Source organism: Dactylosporangium sp. NPDC051485, from assembly GCF_040682015.1.
In the GTDB taxonomy this organism is placed as follows: Bacteria; Actinomycetota; Actinomycetes; order Mycobacteriales; family Micromonosporaceae; genus Dactylosporangium.
On sequence record NZ_JBFAZW010000138.1, the window covers coordinates 1 to 23,359 of the forward strand.

At 70.7% G+C, this 23,359-nt stretch carries 23 protein-coding genes, 1 tRNA gene and 1 pseudogene; 21 read left to right on the forward strand and 4 right to left on the reverse strand.

What is annotated here, in order from left to right; all coding sequences use genetic code 11:
* From AB0M46_RS45260 to AB0M46_RS45270, 3 genes and pseudogenes are all read left to right on the forward strand, one after another.
* A pseudogene (locus AB0M46_RS45260) lies at positions 1 to 71 on the forward strand (hypothetical protein); the annotation flags it as partial.
* A gap of 43 nt (positions 72 to 114) precedes the next feature.
* Positions 115 to 1,914 carry a LuxR C-terminal-related transcriptional regulator gene (locus AB0M46_RS45265; RefSeq protein WP_363346733.1) on the forward strand — a complete coding sequence of 600 codons (1,800 nt, stop codon included), beginning with the start codon at positions 115 to 117 and terminating at the stop codon, positions 1,912 to 1,914.
* A gap of 435 nt (positions 1,915 to 2,349) precedes the next feature.
* On the forward strand, positions 2,350 to 3,771 hold the full coding sequence (locus AB0M46_RS45270; protein ID WP_363346735.1) for a carbohydrate-binding protein: 1,422 nt from the start codon (positions 2,350 to 2,352) through the stop codon (positions 3,769 to 3,771).
* Positions 3,772 to 3,951: 180 nt separating this feature from the next.
* On the opposite strand, the gene AB0M46_RS45275 is transcribed toward AB0M46_RS45270, so the two are convergent.
* A complete protein-coding gene (locus AB0M46_RS45275; RefSeq protein WP_363346737.1) occupies positions 3,952 to 4,980 on the reverse strand; it encodes an alcohol dehydrogenase in 1,029 nt (342 codons plus the stop codon).
* A 393-nt stretch (positions 4,981 to 5,373) separates the two neighbouring features.
* Between AB0M46_RS45275 and AB0M46_RS45280 the strand changes: the two genes are divergently transcribed.
* From AB0M46_RS45280 to AB0M46_RS45310, 7 genes are all read left to right on the forward strand, one after another.
* Positions 5,374 to 6,294, forward strand: coding sequence for an NBR1-Ig-like domain-containing protein (locus AB0M46_RS45280; RefSeq protein WP_363346739.1), 921 nt, complete (start codon positions 5,374 to 5,376; stop codon positions 6,292 to 6,294).
* Positions 6,295 to 6,526: 232 nt separating this feature from the next.
* Positions 6,527 to 7,369, forward strand: coding sequence for a peptidoglycan-binding protein (locus AB0M46_RS45285; protein WP_363346741.1), 843 nt, complete (start codon positions 6,527 to 6,529; stop codon positions 7,367 to 7,369).
* Positions 7,370 to 7,422: 53 nt separating this feature from the next.
* The gene (locus AB0M46_RS45290) at positions 7,423 to 8,340 is read left to right on the forward strand and encodes a SpoIID/LytB domain-containing protein (RefSeq protein WP_363346743.1); all 918 of its coding nucleotides are present in this window, start codon (positions 7,423 to 7,425) and stop codon (positions 8,338 to 8,340) included.
* Between the two features lie 45 nt (positions 8,341 to 8,385).
* Positions 8,386 to 8,529 carry a hypothetical protein gene (locus tag AB0M46_RS45295; protein ID WP_363346745.1) on the forward strand — a complete coding sequence of 48 codons (144 nt, stop codon included), beginning with the start codon at positions 8,386 to 8,388 and terminating at the stop codon, positions 8,527 to 8,529.
* Positions 8,523 to 9,434, forward strand: coding sequence for a peptidase inhibitor family I36 protein (locus tag AB0M46_RS45300; RefSeq protein WP_363346747.1), 912 nt, complete (start codon positions 8,523 to 8,525; stop codon positions 9,432 to 9,434). The genes AB0M46_RS45295 and AB0M46_RS45300 overlap by 7 nt, the downstream gene beginning before the upstream one ends.
* Before the next feature lie 201 nt (positions 9,435 to 9,635).
* Positions 9,636 to 10,097, forward strand: a complete 462-nt coding sequence (locus tag AB0M46_RS45305) for a hypothetical protein (protein WP_363346749.1) — start codon at positions 9,636 to 9,638, stop codon at positions 10,095 to 10,097.
* A 246-nt stretch (positions 10,098 to 10,343) separates the two neighbouring features.
* On the forward strand, positions 10,344 to 11,780 hold the full coding sequence (locus tag AB0M46_RS45310; RefSeq protein WP_363346751.1) for an MFS transporter: 1,437 nt from the start codon (positions 10,344 to 10,346) through the stop codon (positions 11,778 to 11,780).
* A 140-nt stretch (positions 11,781 to 11,920) separates the two neighbouring features.
* On the opposite strand, the gene AB0M46_RS45315 is transcribed toward AB0M46_RS45310, so the two are convergent.
* Positions 11,921 to 12,421 (reverse strand): MarR family transcriptional regulator, encoded by a 501-nt coding sequence (locus AB0M46_RS45315; RefSeq protein ID WP_363346753.1) that lies wholly within the window; start codon positions 12,419 to 12,421, stop codon positions 11,921 to 11,923.
* A gap of 108 nt (positions 12,422 to 12,529) precedes the next feature.
* Here AB0M46_RS45315 and AB0M46_RS45320 point away from each other — a divergent pair, with 108 nt between their 5' ends.
* The 8 genes from AB0M46_RS45320 to AB0M46_RS45355 are packed head-to-tail and all read left to right on the forward strand — an operon-like array spanning position 12,530 to position 20,882.
* Positions 12,530 to 14,122, forward strand: coding sequence for an ABC transporter substrate-binding protein (locus AB0M46_RS45320; RefSeq protein ID WP_363346755.1), 1,593 nt, complete (start codon positions 12,530 to 12,532; stop codon positions 14,120 to 14,122).
* Between the two features lie 51 nt (positions 14,123 to 14,173).
* A complete protein-coding gene (locus AB0M46_RS45325) occupies positions 14,174 to 15,145 on the forward strand; it encodes an ABC transporter permease (protein ID WP_363346757.1) in 972 nt (323 codons plus the stop codon).
* Complete coding sequence (locus AB0M46_RS45330) at positions 15,142 to 15,993, forward strand: ABC transporter permease (RefSeq protein ID WP_363346759.1); 852 nt, start codon at positions 15,142 to 15,144, stop codon at positions 15,991 to 15,993. The genes AB0M46_RS45325 and AB0M46_RS45330 overlap by 4 nt, the downstream gene beginning before the upstream one ends.
* Complete coding sequence (locus tag AB0M46_RS45335) at positions 15,990 to 17,648, forward strand: ABC transporter ATP-binding protein (RefSeq protein WP_363346761.1); 1,659 nt, start codon at positions 15,990 to 15,992, stop codon at positions 17,646 to 17,648. Before AB0M46_RS45330 ends, AB0M46_RS45335 begins: the two co-directional genes overlap by 4 nt.
* A complete protein-coding gene (locus AB0M46_RS45340) occupies positions 17,633 to 18,706 on the forward strand; it encodes an LLM class flavin-dependent oxidoreductase (RefSeq protein ID WP_363346763.1) in 1,074 nt (357 codons plus the stop codon). The genes AB0M46_RS45335 and AB0M46_RS45340 overlap by 16 nt, the downstream gene beginning before the upstream one ends.
* Positions 18,699 to 19,085: a PPOX class F420-dependent oxidoreductase gene (locus tag AB0M46_RS45345; RefSeq protein WP_363346765.1), complete on the forward strand. Its 387-nt coding sequence runs from the start codon at positions 18,699 to 18,701 to the stop codon at positions 19,083 to 19,085. Before AB0M46_RS45340 ends, AB0M46_RS45345 begins: the two co-directional genes overlap by 8 nt.
* Before the next feature lie 25 nt (positions 19,086 to 19,110).
* Entirely contained in the window at positions 19,111 to 19,986 is an 876-nt protein-coding gene (locus AB0M46_RS45350; RefSeq protein WP_363346767.1) for a sulfurtransferase, read from the forward strand.
* A complete protein-coding gene (locus tag AB0M46_RS45355) occupies positions 19,983 to 20,882 on the forward strand; it encodes an LLM class flavin-dependent oxidoreductase (RefSeq protein ID WP_363346769.1) in 900 nt (299 codons plus the stop codon). The genes AB0M46_RS45350 and AB0M46_RS45355 overlap by 4 nt, the downstream gene beginning before the upstream one ends.
* A 77-nt stretch (positions 20,883 to 20,959) precedes the next feature.
* Here the strand turns inward: AB0M46_RS45355 and AB0M46_RS45360 are convergent, their stop codons facing one another.
* Positions 20,960 to 21,430, reverse strand: a complete 471-nt coding sequence (locus AB0M46_RS45360; protein WP_363346771.1) for a hypothetical protein — start codon at positions 21,428 to 21,430, stop codon at positions 20,960 to 20,962.
* On the opposite strand from AB0M46_RS45360, the gene AB0M46_RS45365 reads away from it, so the two are divergent.
* Both AB0M46_RS45365 and AB0M46_RS45370 read left to right on the forward strand, forming a co-directional pair.
* On the forward strand, positions 21,383 to 21,871 hold the full coding sequence (locus AB0M46_RS45365) for a hypothetical protein (RefSeq protein WP_363346773.1): 489 nt from the start codon (positions 21,383 to 21,385) through the stop codon (positions 21,869 to 21,871). The two genes, AB0M46_RS45360 and AB0M46_RS45365, sit on opposite strands and share 48 nt — an antisense overlap.
* 78 nt (positions 21,872 to 21,949) lie before the next feature.
* Positions 21,950 to 22,023, forward strand: a tRNA-Met gene (locus AB0M46_RS45370).
* A 16-nt stretch (positions 22,024 to 22,039) separates the two neighbouring features.
* On the opposite strand, the gene AB0M46_RS45375 is transcribed toward AB0M46_RS45370, so the two are convergent.
* Positions 22,040 to 22,309: a multicopper oxidase domain-containing protein gene (locus AB0M46_RS45375; protein WP_363346775.1), complete on the reverse strand. Its 270-nt coding sequence runs from the start codon at positions 22,307 to 22,309 to the stop codon at positions 22,040 to 22,042.
* Positions 22,310 to 22,792: 483 nt separating this feature from the next.
* Between AB0M46_RS45375 and AB0M46_RS45380 the strand changes: the two genes are divergently transcribed.
* A complete protein-coding gene (locus AB0M46_RS45380) occupies positions 22,793 to 23,359 on the forward strand; it encodes a hypothetical protein (protein WP_363346777.1) in 567 nt (188 codons plus the stop codon).

Here is a 23,359-nt window from a genome sequence, read left to right on the forward strand (position 1 = left end):
GCTCGGTCAAGTCGAACCTCGGCCACACCCAGGCCGCCGCCGGCGTCGCCGGCATCATCAAGATGATCGAGGCGATGCGGCAGCCGGGCGCATCCGCTGATCCGCGCGGCGATCGTGCAGGCGGCCACCCCCGACGAGCGGCGCTCGGCCCACCGGGCGCTCGCCGACACACTGCGCGGCGAGCCGGACCGGCGGGTATGGCACCTGGCCGAGGCGTCCACCGGGCCCGACGAGACACTGGCCCGGGCGCTGGAGGACGCGGCCCTGTCGATCTGGCGCAGCGGCCGCAAGGCCGGCGCGATCGAGCCGATGGCCCGCGCCGGCGAGCTCAGCCCGCAGCCCGCCGATCGGGCCCGGCGGCTCATCGAGGCGGCGTACATCGCCAGCAGCGCCGGCCCGCTGGACCGCGCGAACCGGCTGCTGACCGAGGCCCGCCTGGCCGACGACGCCCGCCAGGCGGCCGGCACCAAGACCAGTTCCGTCTTCGCCTCGGCCACCGCCGCGTACCTCATGCACGGCCAGGGCGAGGTCGACGCCGCCCACCGGCTCCTGGCCGGCGTGCTCGAGGACCCCGACACGGCCCGGGCCAGCGGCGACTGGATCGAGGACATCCTGTACTCGATGCTCAACGCGGCCGTCTTCGGCGCCCGGCCCGAGCAGTGGCGCCTGCTCGGGGAGGCGCTGGAGCGCTTCGACCCGGAGGGCACCACCGCGGTGCGGCTGTGCTTCGACGCGCTCACCGACCCCGGCCGCGGCTCCGCGCACATCCGTGCCGGGCTCGTCGCGGCGCTCGACGCGCTGCCCGACGACGCCCCGCCGTGGCGGCTCGTCCCGCTGGGGTTCGCGGCGATCGTCGTGGACATGCTCGGTGGGTACCGGCACCTGTGCCGCAGCATGATCGAGCGGGAGAGCCACTGCGGCGCGGTCGGCGCGGCCATCGCCGGCTATCTGATGCTCAGCGCCGATGCGTACCACCGCGGCCAGTGGGACGAGGCCGACGACCTGGCCCGGCGCGGGCTCGACCTCGCCGCCGCCCACGGCTACCAGCTGCTCGAGTGTCACCTGCGCGTACACCTGGCATTCATCGCCGGGGCGCGCGGGGAGGCCGGCGTCGCCCGGGCACTCAGCGAGCAGGTCACCCGCTGGGCCGCGCCGCGCGGCCTGGGCAGCACGCTCGCCCTCGCCTACTACGCGCGCGCCATCGCCGCCATCGGCCAGGGCCACTTCGAGGACGCCTACGTGCAGGCCACGCGGATGAACCCCGGCTCCTTCGAGCCCGGCATGATCAGCTCGTGGACCGTCATGGACGTCGTCGAACCGGCGATGCGCAGCGGCCACGCCGAGGAGGCGCGGGCGTACGTCAAGGCCGCCGAGGAGGCCGGCATCGCCGACGTCTCGTCCCGCCGCGCCCTGAGCTTCCTCTGCGCGGCCGCGCTGTGCGCCCCCGACGACCGCGCGGCCGAGCTGTTCACCGCCGCCCTGGAAGTCCCCGACGGGGAGCGGTGGCCGTTCGAGTACGCCCGGATCCAGCTCCTGCACGGCGAGTTGCGCCGCCGCACCCGCGACACGGCCGTCGCCCGCCTGCACCTGCGCGCCGCCCTCGACACCTTCGAGCGCCTGGGCGCCCGCCCGTGGGCGCAGCGCGCCGCCGGCGAGCTGCGCGCCGCCGGCGTCGCCGAGGCCACCCCGTCCGACGACCGCGCCGCGACGCTGACCGCGCAGGAGTGGCGCATCGCCACCCTGGCCGCGGGCGGCCTCACGAACAAGGAGATCGGGCAGCAGCTGTACCTCTCCCACCGCACGGTCAGCGGCCACCTCCACCGCATCTTCCCGAAGCTGGGCATCACCTCCCGCGCCGCCCTGCGCGACGCCCTGGGCTCCCCGAACCCCGCCGAACCCCGCCACGTCGCGTAACCCAGGCGATGCCGCTCCCGAACCTCACAGACCGTCCGGGAACAGCACATCCCACCGCTCATGGAGGACGCGAAGATCGAGTTGTGGATCGCCATGGTGTCGACGGCGATCAATGACCGTCGGTGAAGATCACATCACGCTGGGCGGCCTCGACGGCGGCGCGGGCGCGTACCTGAAATTCTGCACGGCCGTGTGCGCCGGCAAGGACATATCCCCTGGACAGGCCACTGCGGAGAGCGGCACCAACGGGAGTTGGCGCCGCCGGCCAGGACGATCGCCGTCGGTGGCCGCGAACCCGAGACCCGCCGGGCAGACCCGCTGGGACAGCGTTCCATTGCCGTCTTATCAACCGGCAAACGGTCCGCTACACTCATCGCCACATACGAATAAGGAAAGTTTCTTAACAGATGTAAGCCAACCGAAGGGGTCGATGCCATGCGACGACCGAAACTCATCACCGGTGTGGCAACGGCGGCGGTACTCGCCGGTGCCACCGTCACGGCCACCGTCCTGACCGCCGGTCCCGCGTCCGCCGCCACGGGTTACGCGGTAGCACCCTACGTCGACCTGTCCTCCGGCAGCGCCGGCATGCTGGACACGGCGGCCACCTCCGGCGGGCTGACCGCCTTCACGGCAGCCTTCATCCTCGGCAGCGGCTGTACCCCGATCTGGGGTGACACGCTGCCCATCACCAGCTCCACCGCCAACCCGTACATCCAGCGGGCCCAGTCGCGCGGGGTCAAGGTGATCATCTCGTTCGGCGGTGCCGGCGGGGTCGAGCTGGCCCAGTCCTGCACGAACGTCAGCTCGCTCACCGCGGCGTACCAGAGCGTGATCAACTACTACCACGTCGACCACCTCGACTTCGACGTCGAAGGCGCCGCCATCGCCGACACGACGTCGATCAACCGCCGCTTCCAGGCGATCAAGAACCTGCAGAACGCCAACCCCGGCCTGAGCGTCTCCCTCACCATCCCGGTGCTGGAGAGCGGCCCGGACGGCAACGGCACGAACTTCCTGCGGGCCGCCGTCACCAACGGCGTGAACGTCGACGTCATCAACGCGATGACGATGGACTACGGCCACGCGGTCGGCGACATGGCCGCCGCGGCGAAGACGGCGGCGGCGGGCACGCTGAACGCGGCGCGCACCGCCGGGTTCAGCAACGCCACCTACGCCAACATCGGGATCACCCCGATGATCGGCAACAACGACAGCGCCGGCGAGGTCGTCAGCCAGGCCAACGCGCAGAGCATCGTGTCCTGGGCGAAGTCCAACGGCGTCGGGCGGCTCGCCTTCTGGTCGATCGGCCGGGACCAGCCGTGCCCGGGCGGCGGGGTCTCCCCGAACTGCTCCGGCCTCGGCGGCTCGTCGCTCGACTTCACGAAGATCTTCTTCGGTGGCGGTACCACCAACCCGCCGCCGACCACCACCGCGCCGCCGACCACCCCGGGCGGCGGAGGCGGCGGAGCCTGCAACGCAGCCGCGTGGAACGCCTCGACCGCCTACTCCGGCGGCGCGGTCGTGTCCTACAACGGCCACAAGTACACGGCGAAGTGGTGGACTCAGGGCGACCAGCCGGACCTCAACCTCGGCGACGGCAAGCCGTGGACCGACAACGGTTCGTGCACCGGTGGCGGCGGTGGCACGACCACCACCCCGCCGGGCGGCGGCGGCACGACCACCACGCCGGGTGGTGGCGGCACCAGCACGGCCGCGCCGTGGGTGAGCGGCCACGCGTACAAGGTCGGTGACGTCGTGTCCTACAACGGGCGCAGCTACCGGTGCCTGCAGGCACACACGTCGCAGCCGGACTGGAACCCTCCGGCCGCGCCGAGCCTCTGGCAAGCGATCTAAGTCGTAGCACCGCAGAGCAATGCATCAGCCCGCGGGTGGAGCTCCTTCCACCCGCGGGCTGTCGCTGTTCCAGGTCCGGAAGCGATGGCGAGCGTCCCGCATCGGACAGCAGACGGTAGCTGACCGTGTCACGGGCTGGTCGACCAAGCCCGGCATCACGACCGGACTTCGACACAGACCTTAGGGGCCGACGGTAAGGACCATCCGGAAGCGGGCCTTACCGGCAAGCATCTTCTGGTAGGCCTCGTTCGCGCGATCCAGCGGCACGGTCTCCGTGATGGGACGGATGCCGTGCAGGGCGCTGAAGGCCATGGTGTCCTCCACGTCTTGCGCGGTGCCGGACGGGTGGCCTCGGACGATGAGGGCGTTCATGAGCAGTTGGGCCGGGCTGATGCCGAGTGGCGCGGTGTCCGCCCCGATGGCCACGAGTTCCCCGCGGGGAGCGAGGCCGTCAACGGTGGCGGTGATGGCTTCCGAATTGCCGGCGGTGGCCAGGACAGCGTTGGCGCCGCCGAGGGATTGCAGGGCCCCGGCGACCGAGGCGACGGAGGTGCTGTCGATGTAGTGGTGGGCGCCCAGCTGCTTGGCGAAGGCGGCCTTCTCGGGGCCGCGCGCGATCGCCGCGGTCTCGAAGCCCATCGCGACCGCGTACTGCACCCCGAGGTGCCCCAGCCCGCCGAGGCCGAGCACGGCGACGAGGTCTCCCGGCCGGGCGGAGCTGCGCCGCAGCCCGTTGAAGACGGTCACGCCGGCGCAAGCCATGGGTGCCGCGTCGGTCACTGGGACTGTATCGGGGATGCGGGCCAGGGCGTCGACGGGCGCGATCACCTTCTCGGCGAATCCACCGTCGTAGGTCCAGCCGGGGACCTTCAGGTTCCGGCAGACGATGAAGTCGCCCTGGCGGCAGGGCTTGCAGTGCCCGCAACTGCCGCCGAACCAGCCGACCGCGACCAGATCGCCTTCCTGCCAGCCGCGCTCCTGAACGCCGTCGCCCAGCGCTTCGATGCGCCCGGCGATCTCATGCCCCGGTACTTCCGGGAACGACACGCCTGGTAGTCCAGCACTCACGAAGGCCGCGTCCGAGTGGCAGACGCCGCATGCCTCGACAGCGATCCTGACGTGGCCGTAACCCGGCTGCGGCAGCTGTCGTTCGACGAGTTCGAACGTGCCGTTGGGTTCGGTCACCTGTGCGACTCGGTAGCTGCTCATCTCGCCTCTCGGTGAGGACCTCGCCGTACTTCGGCAAGCGGTTCCGATGGTTGTTTGGCGGGCTTCCTCAAGGCCGCGGAGCGCGCGGAGATCCTGGAGGCGCCCTTCATCGGTACCGCAACGCCGCGGGATGCTCCTCACCCCGCGAGTAGTGCCTTGTCAGGTCGGTCTGGAACCGCGCCAGTTCCCCGGCGGCAGCGACCGGCCTGTGATGACGGCGGGGAACGTCGCCGCGCCGCCCGGCCGCGTCGACGGACGTGAACCGCTCGTCGTTGCATGCCCTCGATGTGCATCGATGTCACGTTCATCACATTGATGCCCGTCCAGTTGCGTTCGGTACGCTCTTACGCGGCCTGACAAACTCCTGACAGTGGTGTCTGACATGGGGGATGGATGGAAGACCAGCGTGCTGCCGCCGAGTCGCTTCAAGACGGTGTGACCGCCCAGGAGTTCGCCGGGCAGTTGCGGGCATTACGGACCGCCGCGGGCAACCCGTCATTCCGGAAGATGGCCGCCCGATCGGGCAGGATCTCGCACACGACGCTGCACGAGGCTGCCGCCGGGACCAGGTTTCCCTCGTGGGAGACCACCCGCGAGTTCGTCCGCGCCTGCGAGGCGGACGAGGTGCAGTGGCGGCGCCGATGGGAGGACGCGCAACGCCCGGCGACGGTCCACGCCGTCCCGGACGGCGACCTGACGGCGGCCACCGCCGATTCCCCGGCCGAGGCCCACGCCCCGGCGGCTGTGGACACCCTGCCGACCGACGTCGTCGTGGCCGCCGCGGACGAGGGCCCGCGTGCGCGACGGCACCGGTTGCCGTGGCTCGCCGTCGCGGCGGGTGTGGCGGCGCTGGTCGTGGTCCTGGGCATCACCGTCCACGGCCGGTCGCCCGCGCGCGGCTCCAGCGCGGCGCCGCCGTCATCGTCCCCGTCATCGTCCCCGTTCTCGGACTCGCTGATTCCAGGCGACTCGAGCAAGTTCGTCGCCGACGTCACCATCCCCGACGGCACGCAGGTGAAGGTGAACACCCACTTCGTCAAGGTCTGGGCGCTCGCGAACGTGGGGACGGTCGACTGGCACGGCCGCTTCCTCGCCCGGATGAACCCCACCGGTGACGATGACGGTTGCCAGGCGCCGGATCGGGTGGCCATCGGCGACACCCCACCCGGCCAGCAGGTGATGATCAGTGTTCCGGTCACCGCGCCGAGCCGCCCCGCGGAATGCTGGGTGAGCTGGAAGATGGTCGACGAGTCCGGGAAAGCCTACTTCCCCAGCCGCCGGCCGGTGTACTTCATGGTCACCGTCGTCGCCTGAGCGCGCCGGGCGGCACCTGCGGTCAACCCCCCGCGAGTCGCCGCCCGGCCGGCGGTCGGGACTCGAACGCTCGATGTCAGTCCCGGGTGCCGGCCAAGCTGACAACACCGCGTTCATGCAGGTCGATGGCGTTTGACAGATCTGACAGATCAGCGGGGGTACCGAACAGCAGACGCCTCCTCGCACAGTGATGTCGTCCACATGAGACACCTGCTGACGAGGAGAATCGACCATGCGCCGTCCCTGGCTAGCCGTCGGGCTCGCCGCACTCTGCGTGGCCGTCAGTGTCCCGGCCCCCGCGCGGGCCGCAACATCGGGCGCTACAGCCGCGCTGCCTGTCGTGAACATGGAGGCCACGGTCCTGGCCGCCCAGATCGACCCCCGCCGCGCCGACCACACGCTGACCCCGGGCGCGAAGAGTTCCGTGCTCGCCGTCGAGCAGGCGCTGCAGGCCAAGAACCTCCTGAGCGCGCAATGGGTCGACGGCTACTTCGGCACCGAGACCATCGCGGCGTACGCGGCCTACCAGCGCTCGCTCGGCTACACCGGCCTGGCCGCGAACGGGCTGCCCGGCACGACGTCGCTGACGAAGCTCGGGCTGAACCGGTACACCGTCAGCAACACGATCGGTCCGGGCGCGAAGGTCCAGCGTGACGGGTTCGTCGTCGACGCCCGCACGCAGGCGATGCTGGCCGAGGCCCAGCGCCTGCTCGGCTACAGCCTGGTGCTCTCCCAGGGCTCGTACAACCCGGGTGGCGACCCGACCTCGGCCGGTACGCACGACGGCGGGGGCGTGGTGGACATCTCGGTCACCGGCATGACCGCGGCCCAGCGCACCGAGGTCGCCCGGGCCCTGCGCCAGGTCGGCTTCGCCGCCTGGGTCCGCAACCCGAGTCAGGGCGACTGGCCGTGGCACATCCACGCCGCGGCCATCAACGACACGGACCTCTCCAGCGAGGCGCAGCACCAGATCGGCGACTACTACCTCGGCCTGAACGGCCTGGCCAACCGTGGCCCGGACGACGGTCCCCGGATCCCGATCGAAACCTGGGAGCAGTACCAGCGCGGCTCGTGACCCACGCCCGGCGCGATCAACCGAATGCCGCTCCATCACCACGAGGGGACATCGTGAGCTTCCGCAAGAGCCTCGCCGTCGTCGGCGCCGCGCTCGCCATGACCATCTCCATCCTGAGCGTCGCCTCGCCGGCATCGGCGGCGTCCCGGGACGGGCACTGCGACAGCGGCGAGTTCTGTTACTACTACAACAGCGACGAGGCCGGCTCGGTCTCCGACTTCACCGGCTCCGTGGACGACTACGGCACGAGCCAGCCGTCGTGCTACGAGTTCAAGGGCGCGGGCAACGGCGAGGGCCTGTGCGTCAAGAACAACGCCGCGTCGGTGTGGAACCGGACCGGCCAGACCGTGCGGGTCTACTTCAACAGCAACTTCGGTGGAGCGAGCCAGGACTTCGCACCCGGAGCGAAGGGCAACCTCAACGCCACGCTGAAGAACAACAACGCCTCGCACCAACTGCTGAGCACGAGCTGCAGCACCGACGGCACCAACAGCAAGCTGCCGAGCACCATCCTGGTCTACCGGGTCAGCCTCGGGCGGGTCGACAGGGTCGACTTCAAGACGTACGTCAAGAATGTCCTCCCGAACGAGTGGGTGCCGAGCTGGCCGGACGCCTCGCTGCAGGCCGGTGCCGTCGCCGTGAAGAGCTACGGCTGGTACTGGGCGCTGCACTCGACCCGGAAGACCTCGGGCGGACAGTGCTACGACGTCCGGGACGACACCGGCGACCAGGTCTACCGGCCGTCGTCGGCGCAGGCGTCGACGTCCTCCGCGGTGGACAGCACCTGGTCGGTCCGGATGACCCGCGGCGGCGACATCCTGCAGGCGCATTACTGCTCGACCACGACCGCATGCGGCGGCTGGGTGAACGGGGACTGGCTGTCGCAGTACGGCTCGCGAGATCTCGCGAATTCGGGTCAGACCTACCAGGCGATTCTGCACCACTACTACAGCGGCGTGTCCCTCTCCTGACGCCGAACGCCACAACCCGTCTCCGCTGCACAAGGAGGTTGACGCATGAACAGGAAACGCATCGGCGCGACGGTCGCGGTGAGCGTGCTCGGCGCGGTCGGGATCGGCATGGCCGGTGGAACTCCCGCCTACGGCGACGATCCGCTCGGACCGATCGTCGGCTGGGTGTACACCAGCGTGCGGTGCTGAGCGCCGCGCTCACGAGCGTCGACCGGCGCAGGACCGAATGCTTCCCGGAACCAACACAAGGAAAGTGGGCAATGACCATGCTCAAACGGATCGTCACCACCGTCGCCACGGCGTTGGCACTTGCCGCGCCGGTCATCGCCGTCGCCTCGCCCGCGAGTGCGGCCGCCCGTGACGGCGTCTGCGACAGCGGCGAATTCTGCTACTACTACAACAGCGACGAAGCCGGCTCCGTCTCCGATTTCACCACCTCGGTCAGCGACTACGGCACCACCCAACCCTCCTGCTACGACTTCAAAGGCTCCGGCAACGGCAAAGGCATCTGCATCAAGAACAACGCCGCCTCGGTCTGGAACCGCTCCAGCCAAACCGTCCGGGTGTACTACAACAGCGACTACGCCGGCAGTTACCAGGACTTCGCCGCGGGCGCCAAGGGAAACCTCAACGCGACGCTGAAGAACAACAACGCCTCGCACCAGTTCCTCGGCTCGGGCGCCGCCTGCTCGACCTCCGGCCTCGGTGACCCGAATACCTGCGCGGAGGCGGTGTCCTGGGCCAAGGCGCATGAGACCACCACCTACCACGCCGAATACGACGGCTTGTGCGACCATGTGGTCGGCCTGGCGTACGGGTGGAGCGCATCCGGCTCGACCACGGCGTACAACCACTGGCTCGCGGTGCCGTCGGGGTACAAGCACGCGGGTAGCCGCAGTGTCCCGGCCGGCGGCCTGGCGTTCTTCAGCGGTGGTGCGGGTCACGTGATGATCTCTATCGGCGGTGGCCAGTTCGTCTCCAACGACATCGGTGGCAACGGCACGCTGACCGTCACCACGATCGCCACGATCGAAAGCCGCTGGGGCAAGACGTACCTCGGCTGGACGCAGCCTTGGTTCCAGGTGAACCACTGATCGATCAAGCACAGCGGTCTCGGCGCGCCCATCGACGATGGGCGCGCTTCCCCTTCGCGTGAGACGATCGTCCACGAGGCTGTGGGTCGTGGACGAGAAGCTGAGCGGAGGAGGATCCTGCAACCACTTCGAGCGATGGGCCGGGCGGCAGGACGGCGGCAAGGACACGCATCCCACAACGTCCGCCGGCCGCTTCTAGCAGTGTCCGCCCTGGTGCTGGCCCTGCCGGCCGTGGCGGCGTGCATGGGCGAGCCGTACAGCTCGGTCGCGATCTTCATGGACGGCTCGGCGTTGCAGGTGCGGCTCGCGGACTGCCCGCCATCGCCGGTGACCCGCGTGCGCATCATCCCGCGGCGCACGACGAAGGACAACCTGCTCGACGAGAGCGTGCCGTCCGTGTGGCAGGTGAGCTTCCCGAAGCCCACCGTCGCCGGAGTGCTCACCGTCGGCGACGAGGCGCCGCCCGGGGGAACGCTCGACGTCCCCCTGGCCGCGCCGCTCGACCCCGCGACCGAGTACGTGGCCCTCTTCCGCACCGGCGTTCACGAGCAGGCGTACGAGACGTTCGAGCCCGCGGAGCTGCACGACGGCCGGGTGCGCTTCAGCGACGCGTACATCAGTCATGACGAGTTCGAACGCAGGTCGGCATGCACGAAGCAGTGACCGGTCCGCGCCGGTAGCGCGGCCGGCCGCGACGGAGGGCGGCGCTTTCGGCCGCTGCCCCGCCATCTGTGGTCAGCAGCCGGTGTTGCACCACGCGACGACCTCGTCCTTGGGGTATCCGCTCGAAGTCAGGACCACTCACGTTGCCACGCATGGCAGGAGACCTGAGCCGGTTGACAATGATTCGCAGTGCGAACTAACTTACTTCGTACTGCGAACATTTCGTTGAGCGAACTAGGAGTTGTCATGGCGACGGCGCAGGAACGGTCGGACGCTGGGGGGACAAGAGCCCTGGTCGCGCTGGTGGTGGCTGTCTTCGGATACGCGCTCATGCAGACCGTGGTGGTGCCGGCACTGAAGCTGCTGCAGGTCCGCTTGCACGCAACTCCCACCACGTCGGCCTGGATCCTCACCGCGTTCCTGTTGTCCAGCGCGGTGCTGACCCCGCTGCTGGGGCGGCTCGGCGACCAGCTTGGCCGGCGAAAGGTCACACTGGCAGTCCTGGTTGTCTACGCGATCGGGATGGCCGGTGCCGCGGCCGCGCAGAACATCGGCGAGCTCATTGCCGCACGCGTCCTGCAGGGTGCCGCGCTGGCACTGGTTCCGCTGTCGATGGCCATCCTGCGTGAGGCCCTGCCCGCCAAACGGCTGCCGTTCGCGATGGGCTTGGTGTCGGGCGCGGTCGGCGCCGGCGGGGGTGCCGGCTTGATCGTCGGCGGGCTGCTGGCCGACCACCTGTCGTGGCGGTACCTGTTTGTCCTCGGTACGGCGGTCGCCCTGGTGAGTCTGTTGCTGGCGGCGCTGTGGGTGCCCACCAGCACGTACACCGCCTCGGGCGGGATGGATGTTCCCGGCGCCGTGCTGCTCGCCGGCGGCCTGGTCGCGGTGCTGCTGGCCTTGGCGAAGGGCCCGTCGTGGGGCTGGTCGTCGGGTCGGGTGCTCGGCCTGTTCGCGCTTGGCCTGGTCCTGTTCGTCGTCCTCGTCGCCGTGGAGCGGAGCAGGAGCGACGCGCTGCTGGACATCGGCGAGCTGAGCAACCGCCCGATGCTGATGACGCACACCGCTGCTTTCCTGTTCGGTGCCGGCTCGTACTTCTTCTACCTCGCCCTGCCGCTGTACGCGCAGTTGCCGAAAGCTGCCGGTGTCGGCTTCGGCTCTACCATCACGGTGGCCGGCCTGCTCATGCTGCCGGGGATGCTGGCCGTCGTGCCGGCGAGCATGGCAGTCGGCCGGATCGCCAAGGCGCTGGGGCCGCGCTGGCCGTTGGCCGGCGGCTGGGTACTGTTCGCCGTCGGATCGGTGCTGCTCGTCCTTGCCCACGACCAGATGTGGCAGCACGCCGTGTTCTACACGATCATCGGTACCGGGACCGGGCTTGTCATTGGCTCGCTGCCCAAGCTGATCGCCGACATCGTGCCGCTGGCCCGGACCGGGACGGCCAACGGCATCAACAACATCGCCCGGACCGTCGGCAGTGCCGTGGGTACCGCGCTCGCCGCCGCAATCATCGCCTCCGCCGGTACCGGCCCGTTGCCCGACTCCACGTTCACCAGCCTGTTCTGGCTAGCGGCCGCCGCCGCGGTGCTGGGCATCGCGGTCGGGCTCTTCGCGGTGCGGGGTGCGGCGACCGCCGCCGCCCCGACCGGCGAACTGGTGACCCAAACGACCGAGGATCGTCATTGACGCCGGGCACTTGCCGCGCCTGCGATATCCGGGGCATCGCGGTCCGACACCCATGACGGGTCATGCTCGGACAAGATCCGCCCACCGATCAGCATCCCGGCAGCGTCGACGCCGACGCTGCCGGACCTGAGGCGCCCGCGTCAGCTCGGCAGCTTCCAGGGGCGGCCGGTCATGGCGGTGTGCGCCTGCAGCAGACCTTGCAGTGCCGAAACGACGGTGCTCCGTGCGGGTGCCGGGATGTCGGCCGCGAGTGCCTCGATGCGGGCCGTGATGGCGGCGTGGCAGTCGGCGGCGATGGTGGCGCCACTCGGCGTCAGCGCGAGGTTCCAGGCCCGGCGGTCATTGGCATCGGGCTGGCGCACGATGAGGCCGCGTTCCTCGACGCGATCCACGAGCCCGGTGAGCCCCGACTTCTCCAGGTGTAGCAGGCGGCCGAGCTCGCGCATCGGCAGCGGGCCGCGGGTGAGCATGCAGATGAGCTGGGTGCGTTGCGGTGTGAGTCCGTGCTCGCGGCTCACGTCGGCGAAGACGTGGTTGATCAGGTGGGTGCAACGCACCAGGGTGTCGGCGAAGGTCAGGGTCTCGTCGGCCCCGAGCACTTCGGCCAGGTCGGGTGATGCTGCCCCTCGTGTGACTCCCACCCCACCAGGTTAGTTCACGTTGACAGTGGTTCGCATCGCATACTAACTTGGTTCGCATTGCGAGTTATTTGCAATGCGAACCATTGGCTCATGATTCGAAGGATATTGATGTACGCTGATCGGCGTCGATGGCCGACCTTGTTCGCCAGCTCCACGCTCGCCCTGGCCGGACTGCTGGCGTCGTGCGCCAGTGCCCCTTCCGACTCCGGGGACGAGGGGAGCCCGCACGCCGGTGGCACCCTGCTGATCGCGGCCGGTGCCGACCCGGGCTGCCTGGACCCTCAGCAGACCGGTCAGCTGCAGGCGCTGGACATCGGCCGGAGTCTGGTGGACTCGCTGACCGCCCAGGACCCCGGAACGGGCCAGATCGTGCCCTGGCTGGCGGAGTCGTTCACGGCCAGCGCCGACGCCCGCAAGTTCAGCTTCGTGCTCCGTGCGGGGGCCACCTTCAGCGACGGGACGCCCGTCAACGCACCGGCGGTCAAGGCGACCTTCGACGCGCTGTCGAAGCTGCCGCCCAATGGCGCGGCCGCATACATCCAGGGCTACACGGGCACCGCCGTCGTCGACGACACGCATTTCGACATCGGCTTCGCGCGGCCGAACGCGCAGTTCCTGCAGGCTACTTCCACGGCCGGATTCGGCATCCTGTCGATCGCCACCGCGGCCAAGCCCCTCGCGGACCGCTGCCGCGGCCAGGTTGCCGGCTCGGGGCCGTACGTGCTGCGAAGCTACACCCCGAACCAGGGTGTCGTGCTCGCGCGGCGTCCGGAGTACGCCTGGCCGTCCTCGTTGGCAACGAACCAGGGCGCCGCCTACCTGGATGAGATCAGGTTCAACTTCGTCTCCGAAGCCGGCGCCCGCACCGGTGCGCTGAGCTCGGACCAGGTGCAGGTCGCCGAGCACGTGCAACCGACCGACCAGGGTCAGTTCGCCGGACGCGGCTTCCATCTGCTGGTCAAGGCGGCTCCCGGGCTGGTGCCGCCGCTGTCGCTGAACCATCGCGGCGTGCTCGCCGATCAGAACATCCGCATGGCCCTGCTGCGGGGCGTCGACCGCGGCGCACTGGTCAGCACCGTGTTCAACGAGCACGTCCGGGCGGCGACCAGCGTGCTGGCCACGACCACGCCGTACTACGCCGACCAGAGCAGCAAACTGGCCTACGACCCTGACGGCGCGCGGCAGTTGCTCACCGCGTCGGGCTGGACGCCGGGCCCCGACGGGATCCGGGTGAAGGACGGCCAACAGCTTACGTTGCGGTGGCTGATCCCCGCACCGCTGCCGCCGGCGAACGAGTACGTGCAGCAACAGCTGCGCACGATCGGCGTGAACGTGGTGCTGGACGTGGTACCGCCGGCGCAGTATGTGTCCCGGCAGTCGGCGGGGGACTTCGACCTCACGGCCGTCGCCGTCACCCGGGCCGACCCGGACGTGCTGCGCAACATCTTCTCCACCAGAGGCGCCAACCTTTGGCACCTGCCGCCCAGCCAGCTGGACACGTACCTCGAGGAGCAGGCCACCGCGACGACCGCCGAGGACCGGCAGGCCGCGGTGACGAACGCGGTCGCCTGGATCCTCGACCACGCCGACACCGTCCCGCTCTACGAGACCGCGATCGTCCACGGCGTCTCCGACCGGGTGCGGGACCTGCGGGCGACCGCCTCGACCCAGCTGGGCCTGCACGACGCCTGGCTGCGCTGACGGCCTGAGCCCCGGCGGACAACACGAGGAACTCGATCGACGATGCGATTAGTGGTGCATGGGACGGGTAAGTATGTGGTACGGCGGCTCGCGCAGGCGGCGGCGGTGGTCTGGGCGGCGTTCACGGTGACCTTCGTTGCGATCCGGTTGCTGCCCGGCGACCCGGTGGCACTGATGTTGTCCGGTCGCAACGGGTTCTCCGCACCGACCCCGGAGCAGGTCGCCGAGACACGGGCCCGACTGGGTCTCGACCGTCCGCTGCCCGTCCAGTACTGGGACGCGCTGGCCGACGCGCTGCACGGCGACTTCGGGTCCTCGATCCAGACCGGCCGGCCGGTATCGGCAATGATCAGCGAAACGTTGCCGGCCACCCTCCAGCTCGGCGCGGCGGCCCTCGTGCTCTCCCTCGTCGCCGGCACCGCCGTGGGGATCGCGGCCAACCTCGTCGGCGCACCGTGGGCTCGCCAGTGGCTGCGATCGCTGCCCGCGGTCGGGATCTCCCTGCCGTCGTTCTGGGTCGGCCTGGTACTGCTGGAGCTGCTGTCCTTCCGCTGGCGGGTCTTCCCGTCGTTCGGCTCGACCGGGTTGACCGGACTCGTGCTCCCGGCGTGCACGCTCGCGCTACCGGGAGCGGCGCTGGTGGCGCAGGTGCTGGGCAAGAGCCTGCACGACACGCTGCTGCAGCCGTACGCCGACACGCTGCGCGCAAGCGGGGCCGGCGCGTGGCGCCTGGTGGTCGGGCACGGACTGCGCAACGCCGCCATCCCCGCGGTGACCGCGGCCGGGCTGCTGGTCGGACACCTCATCGGCGGTGCCGTCGTGGTCGAGACGGTGTTCTCCCGGCCCGGCCTGGGGCGCATCACCCAGGCCGCCGTCGGCGAGCAGGACCTCCCGGTCGTGCAGGGCGCCGTCGTGGTCGCCGCCCTCGCCTTCGCGCTGGTCAACCTGGCGATCGATCTGCTGTACCCGATCCTGGACCCGCGCATCCACGCCACCACCCGGACAGCGGGGACACCGGCATGATCGACAGTTCGCCGATCGCCGCGCGGGCGCGCCGGGTGGCGGGCGCAGCGGCGCGCCGTCCAGGTCTCGTACTCTCCGTCCTGGTCCTGCTGCTGACCATGGGCTGGGTCCTGGCGCCGGATTGGTTCGGCGGCCAGTCGCCGACCGCCGGCGTTGCGCAACAGCGGCTCGAGCCCCCGAGCGGCCGGCACCCGTTCGGCACCGACCAACTGGGCCGGGACGTCTACGCCCGGGTCGTGCACGCCGCCGGGCTGTCGCTGGGGACCGCGCTCGCCGCGACCGCCATCGCGTCGGCCGCCGGCGTGCTGCTCGGGCTGGCCGCCGGCTACTTCGGGCGCACGGCCGACGTGGTGATATCGCGGATCGTCGACATCACCCTGTCGATTCCGTCCGTGCTGCTGTCGCTGCTGATCATCAGCGCGCTGGGCGGCGGGACCCTCCACATCGCGGTCGCGGTCGCGGTGACCAGCGTCGCCGGATTCTCCCGGCTCACCAGGGCTGAAGTTCTCCGGATCCGTACGGCGGTCCACGTCGAGGCGGCCGCCCTCTGCGGGGCCCGCTGGTGGCGGATCCTCGCCCGGTACGTCGCCCCCGCGGTCGTCGGCCCGGTGCTCGGGCTGGCCGCGCTGGACTTCGGCCTGGTCGTCCTGGCCGTGTCGGCCCTGAGTTTCCTCGGCTACGGGCCGCCACCGCCCGCGCCGGAATGGGGTGCCCTCGTCGCGTCGGGCCGTAACTACCTGGCGACGGCCTGGTGGTTGAGCACGCTGCCGGGGCTGACCGTCGGGGTCGTGGTGCTCGCCGCGAACCGGCTTTCACGGGCACTGGAAACCGAACGGAGCCGCGCATGACCGAGCCACGCCAGGTGCTGGAGGTCCGCGGCCTGCGGGTGACGTACCGGAGCCGGTCGGGTCGCGTGAGCGCCGTCGACGGGGCCGGCCTGACGGTGACCGCCGGGCAGATCACCGCCGTCGTCGGGGAGTCCGGGTCGGGCAAGACCAGCACCGCACACGCCGTACTCGGCCTGCTGCCCCCGACCGGGCGCATCGAAGCGGGCAGCATCCGCCTGCGCGGGCAGGAACTCGTCGGCCTGAGCCGGCGCGCATGGCAGCACATCCGAGGAGCCCAGATCGGGCTGGTACCGCAGGACCCCGCCGTGTCGCTGGACCCGCTCACGCCGATCGGCCGGCACGTCGCCGAGGTGCTGCGCATCCACGGCCTCGCCACGAGAGCCACCGCGCCGGACAGGGCCGTCGAGCTGCTCGCCGAGGCCGGCATCCCCGACGCCGCCGCCCGGGCCCGGCAGTACCCGCACGAGCTCTCCGGCGGCCTGCGCCAACGGGTCCTGATCGCCATGGCCACCGCCGCCCGGCCCGCACTGCTCATCGCCGACGAGCCCACCTCCGCCCTCGACGTCACCGTGCAACGGCAGATCCTCGACCACCTGGACACCCTGGTGTCCACCGGCGACCTCGCGATCCTGCTCGTCACCCACGACCTGGCCGTGGTCGCGCAGCGCGCCCAGCACGTCGTCGTCATGTCCCACGGGCAGGTCGTCGAAGCCGGTCCGACCAGCGAGGTGCTCACCGATCCCCGGACCGGCTACACCCGCCGCCTGATCGCCGACGCCCCCGGGTTGCACAGCCGCAGACTGCGGCCATCGGCCCCAGCCGCGCCGCCGGCGGCGGAAGCTCCGGCGCCCGGACCGCTCCTGACGGTCGACCACCTCGGCCTCAGCTACCCCGCCCACCGGACTCGCGGGCGAGATCGGCCGGCCCGGCCGGCGGTCGACGACGTCAGCTTCACCATCCCGGCACGCACCACGCTGGGCCTGGTCGGCGAATCCGGATCCGGCAAGACCAGCCTCGCCCGGCTGATCCTGGGCCTGGCCCGCCCCGACACCGGCACGATCCGCCTGGACGGGCGCGACATCACCGCGCTGCGACGGCGCGACCTGCGCACCGTGCACCGCCGCGTGCAGCTGATCTACCAGAATCCCTACGCGTCGCTGAACCCCTACTTCACCGTCGACGAACTCGTCGGCGAACCGCTGCGCAACTACGGCATCGGCGACCGGGCCGGCCGTGCACAGCGCATCGGGGAGTTGCTGGACAGCGTTGCGCTGCCGGCCGGCATCCGCCGGCGCAGGGCGGCGGAGCTCTCCGGCGGACAGCGACAACGAGTGGCGATCGCCCGTGCGCTGGCGCTCAACCCGGACCTGCTGGTCTGCGACGAACCCGTGTCTGCCCTCGACGTCACGGTCCAGGCGCAGATCCTGCAGCTCCTGGTCGACCTGCAACAGCGCTACGGACTCACGTACCTCTTCATCTCCCACGACCTCGCCGTCGTGCGCCAGATCGCCGACCGTGTCGCCGTGATGCGCGGTGGGCGGCTGGTCGAGCTGGCCACCACCGACGACATCTTCGCCGCGCCCCGCCACCCCTACACGCGGGCGCTGCTCGACGCGATCCCCAACCAGAAGGACCCATCGTGGAACTTGGACTGATCACCTTCGGCAGCCTGCTGCCCGATCCCGCCACCGGTACCGTGCTCACCCAGCGGGAGCGCCTGCGCGACGTCGTGCGGGCCGCGCCCATCGCCGAGGAACTCGGCTTCTCCTGGTACACCGTCGGCGAACACCACTTCGGCGACCGCGACGTCATCCCGTCGCCCGCGATCGTCCTGGCCGCCATCGCCGAACACACCTCACGGATCCGGCTCGCGACCGGGACCACGCTGCTCGCCAACCGCGACCCCGTGCTGGTGGCCGAGGACTACGCGCTGGTGGACCTGCTGAGCGAGGGCAGGCTGGAACTCATCGCCGGCGGCTCGTTCTTCCCCGAGCCGTGGGCGGTCTTCGGACAGGACCCGCAGAGCAAGGCGGCCCGCAAACGCGAGAGCGTCGAGCTGCTGACGCGGCTCTGGCAGGAGGAGCGCGTGAGCTGGACCGGGCAGTTCCGGCCACCGCTGCACGAGGTCCGTCTCCAGCCCCGCCTCGCGCAGGACCGCCTGCCGTTGTGGATCAGCGCCGGCGTCGGTACCGACTCCATCGACCTCGCGGTCGCGCACGGCCTGCCGATGGTGGTCGGCACCACCGCCCGCCCGCCGCTGGACTTCGTCGACGTCTTCGCCGGGTACCGCCGGAAGTGGACCGGCAGCGGCCGGCCGGACGAGCCGGGCCGGCTCGGCGCGGCCAGCCACGCCTTCGTCGCCCGCACGTCCCAGGCCGCCCGGTCGCTGTGGCGGGACCACATCAACAGCTACCTGTCGGTCAACACTCCGTCACACGGCCCGGCCCGCGGCCCCTTCGACTTCGACGCCTACATCGGCGCCGACGGGCCGGCCCTGTGCGGCAGTCCCGCCGAGGTCCTCGACAAGCTCGGCCGGCTGCACGAACTGTGGGGACACGACCTGCACCTGCTCGCCATCGACATCGGCGGCATCCCGTACGCGGACGTGCACACCGCAATAGAACTGGTGGCCTCCGATGTCCTCCCGCACCTCCCGGGCCCGGCGGGCGCTGCCGGCAGGGCCCCGACCCCGGCGGTGAGCGCGGGTGCTTGACCGGGACGTCCGCGAGCTCGCAACCGGCACCAACCTCGGGTTCTTCAGCACGCTCATGCCCACCGGCCAGCCCCAGCTCAGCATCGTCTGGCCGCACGCCGACGACGACCACATTCTGATCGGTACCCAGACAAGCCGGCAGAAGTACCGCAACGTCCTCGCCGACCCCCGGGCCACGATCCTGCTCCTGGACGCCGCGAACCCTCGCCGGTACATCGAGATCCGCGGCCGCGTCGTCGGCGCCGAGACCGGAGCCGCCGCCGTGCGGCTCGCCCACACCACCTTCACCAAGTGGACCGGCAGCCCCACGCTGCGCCCCGCCGGCGGGGAGCGGGTGCTCCTGCGCCTGCATCCGGAACACATCCATCGCAAGGAATGAATCAATCTTTGAGCAGGAGCCGCCGATGAGCACCGACGACCCACTGACCCTCGCCGATCTCCGCCCGATCGTCGACGCGGGCTGGCTACGCCGCTCCCTCGACCGCGTCGTGGTCGCCGACGTCCGCTGGTACCTCGACGGACGCAGCGGCCGGGAGGCGTACCTCGCCGGCCACATCCCGGGCGCGATCTGGGTCGACGTGGACACCGTCCTGTCCGCGCCGGCGGACCCGCGGGCCGGACGTCATCCCCTTCCCGACCCGGCCGATTTCGCCCGATCCCTCGGCGGACTCGGCATCCCCGACACGGTCACGGTCGTCGCCTATGACGACTCCGGCGGGGCCTACGCCGCCCGCCTGGTATGGCTGCTGCGCCGGCTCGGCCGGCCCGCGGCACTCCTCGACGGGGGCCTGGCCGCCTGGCAGGGCGATCTCGACACCGGACAGGTCACCCTCCCGCCGGTCCGGCGCGCGAGCGTCGAGTGGCCGGCCGATCGGCTACGGACCGCGGACGACGTCGAGCGGGCCGTCGCCGACGGCACCGCCGTCGTGCTCGACGCCCGTGCCCCCGAGCGCTACTCGGGCGACAGCGTGCTCCCCACCGACGTGCGCTCCGGCCACATCCCCGGCGCGAAGAACGCCCCGTGGCCGGCAAACCTCACACCGGACGGCACCTTCGCCACCCCCGACCGGCTGCGGGAGCGTTACGGCACGCTCGGGATCGACCCCGGCGCCGAGGTCATCGTCTACTGCGGCAGTGGCGTGACCGCATGCCACGACCTGCTCGCGCTCGAACTGGCCGGCATCGACAACACCGCGCTCTACCCGGGCTCCTGGTCGGCCTGGTCCGCCGATCCCGCCCGGTCGATCGCCGTCGGGCCGCTACCGGCAGGTGCGATGTGAGCGCCCTGTTCGAGCCGCGGCTGGTGTTCGGTGCCGGCGGGGCGGTCGGCGGGCTGTCCGCGTCCCAGACGCTCGACCTCGCCCAGAGCGCCGACGAGCTCGGCTACGACCTGTTCACCCTCAGCGACCACCTGCACAGCCACCGACCCACGATCGAACCCTTCACCGCGCTCGCCTGGCTGGCCGGCAGGACCACCCGCATCGAACTCGGCACCAACGTGCTCGCCCTGCCGTACCGCCCCCCGCCCGTCGTCGCCAAGACAGCGGAAACCCTCGACCGCATCAGCGGCGGCCGCTTCGTGCTGGGCCTCGGCGGAGGCGGATTCGACGAGGAGTTCCACGCCTTCGGCCTCCCCGAACGCACACCCGGCCAGAAGATCACCGGTCAGCGCGAGGCGATCACCATCATCCGCAGCCTCTGGACCCAGCCCGCGACCACCTTCCACGGCAGCGAGTTCGACGTCACCGACGCGCGGATCGACCCCCGGCCCGGACACCGGATCCCGATCTGGCTCGGCGCGTACGGACCGCGCGCGCTCGCCCTCACCGGACAACTCGCCGACGGCTGGATACCGTCCCTGGGCAGAATCGGGCTCGACCGGGCCCGGCAGATGCGAGCCGCCGTGCGTGCCGCGGCCATCGCGGCGGGCCGCGACCCTGACTCGATCGTCTGTGCCTGCAACATCGTCGTCCGCATCGATCCGTCCCTGGAACCGACGCCACAGGCCGTCGTCGGGAGCCTGGACGCGGTCATCGCTCAGCTCCGCGAGGTGATCGCGGCCGGCTTCACCGCCCTGCTCCTGGCCGTCGCCACCGTTGCGGAGCAGGAGCTCATCGCCAAGGAGGTCATACCGGCCCTGCGCGCGTCAGAAACCGGCCACCTGCCGGCACCCTGATCGGGGCCCGGGATCAGGGTGACCGGGCCGCGTTCCCGCGCGGTGCTGCTGCATGAGCGCGAAGCTACGGTGTGCCGTCAGGGTTTCGCGCTCTGGTCCACCTCGTCGAGCAGCGTCTGCGGGAAGGCGTAGCAGCGCAGCGCGACCGGCCGCACGCCGTCGGACGCGGCGTCGCGGCGCTGGGCGTACCGCAGGAGCAGGTCCAGGTACTCGGCCTCGAACTGGGCCAGCTCCGCCTCGGTCAGGTACGCGCGCAGCACCCGCTGGGCGGTCGTATCGGTGTGCAGGTCGAGGTCGGTGAGCGTGAGCCGGCGGGTCACCATGCCGCCGGCCAGCAGGTGACGTGCCCGCAGCAGCAGGAGGCCGGCCATCGGCACCTCGACCAGGGCCAGCGCGATGGTCTGCGTCCAGCCGGCGGCGCGCCAGCCCAGCAGTACGTCGAACCAGGCGTCGCAGCACAGCAGCGCGGCCGTCGCGGCGAGGACCGGTACGGTAGCGGTGTGCCGGCGCCAACCCAGCCAGCCGGCCCAGCCCAGCAGGCACAGCAACGCAATGTCGAACCCCACCCAGGCCAGCCGCCACTGCCCGGTGTCGAAGCGGTCGGGCAGCGTGCCGGCAAGGTAGACGATCCACGGCGCGAGGCTCAGGCACCCGCCGGCATCTACGCCGAGCTACGCGACCGCCTGCGCCGCTACGGCGGCGGCTACCACAACCCGGCGGCCGGCTTCAGCGCCTTCAACGGCAAACCCAGGCCGGGCGGATCGGGCACCTACGCCGGCCTGTCCGACGGCTACGAAATCTACTCGACCGACAACTCCCGATCCCTCGTGGCGATGCCCGCCGGGAACTCGGAGGTGTATCTCTCCACCGAGAACCTCCGCAACCCCAACGGCTTCCCGCCCGGGGGTGATTACGAGCCGGCCCTGGAAGGACACAGCTGGTTCGTCTCCCGCCTCTTTACGCACGCCATCTTCCACAGCGGATTCTGAGCGGCCCGCCGGGCACCGCCCCCGGTTCCAAACGATTTGGGGCCTGCGGCCCGGTCCGGTAGTATTCCTCTCAGCCGACGCGGGGTGGAGCAGCTCGGTAGCTCGCTGGGCTCATAACCCAGAGGTCGCAGGTTCAAATCCTGTCCCCGCTACAAAGGAAAGTGCAGGTCAAACGCGGTTCCTCCTCCGGGAGGGATCGCGTTTTTGATTCGCCCTCGTAGCGCACCGGCCGGCCGAGGACCCCGCTGCAGACCCGCGCCGCCCGGCCACCACCTCGTCGACGTCACGCAGGTTGGTCCGGTTCACGTCCGCGCCGTTGGCCGGCACGCTGTACCCCGCGTGTTTGAGGTTGTGGCGGTGGTGCATCCAGACGCCCGGGTTGTCGACCCGCAGCGCGACCTCCCACACCTCGCCCGGCTGCACATCGAACGTGTCCATCCACAGTGGACTTCCGGTGAGGCGCGGCCGTTGTACCGCAGTGCCAGCACCTGAGGGCCGTGCAGGTGCATCGGATGCGCGTCCCGGCTGCGGTTGACGACCGTCATTGAGATCACCTCATTGTCTGACCCTGGATGGTATTCCCGTGTCCGTCGTGGGCCGGGAATTTCGCTGATCTGGGTTTGCTGTGTGGACGGTTCCGGTCAGGCCGGAAGGGGACACCTGAAAGGCCTTCCCGTCCACTCCAGGACCGGGAAGAGTATTCCTCACCGGGGCAGGAAACGCCCCGGGTGGAACACCGGGAAGCGTCCGGTGACACCAACCAACACTATCGAACCGGGGCGAAGCCATGTCTGTTTGAGTCTGCCGGACGGACGTTATCAAGGCAACAAACCGCGCGCTACACAAAAGGCCGGTGACTCGTTCACGGCAATTCCCGACCATGCAGCCAGCATTCCTATACCGCACGAATTGGAGCGCCCGATGTTGACGTCACTGCGGCCCCTGGCCACCACCATGTGCGCGGCCGCGGCCGTTGTCGGACTGTCCACCCTCACCGGCTGTTCCTCCGACCGCCGCCCGGCCACCGACGCCGCGCCCGCCACAACCGGTGCGCTCACCCCGCAGGCATCAACGCCGGCCACTCCCAGCACTCCCAGCACTCCCAGCACTCCCGGCTCTCCTGGCCCCTCCACCAGCCCGGCGGCCGGGGCCAAACCCGCCGCCCGTCCGTCCGGGGCCGGCAGCCCGGCCACGAGGCCGGCCGCGGATCCGTGCCCGGTCAGTGCGGCGGCGTTGTTGAGCGCGCTGCACGACAGCCCGGACTTCTACCAGCGCGCGGCGAAGCCGGCCGCGTTGCAGGACGTCGCGTGTGCCAGCGGATACGCCATCGCGGGCACCGCCTACGACGGGCAGCACCAGACCACCCAGATCGTCTTCAACTTCGACCCCACCGGCGCGCGTTGGCGTCCGCTGAACCTCGGCAGCGCCGACTTCTGCGAAGGCTTCGTCCCCAACGACATCGCCCCGAAACTCCCCGCCTGCAGCTGA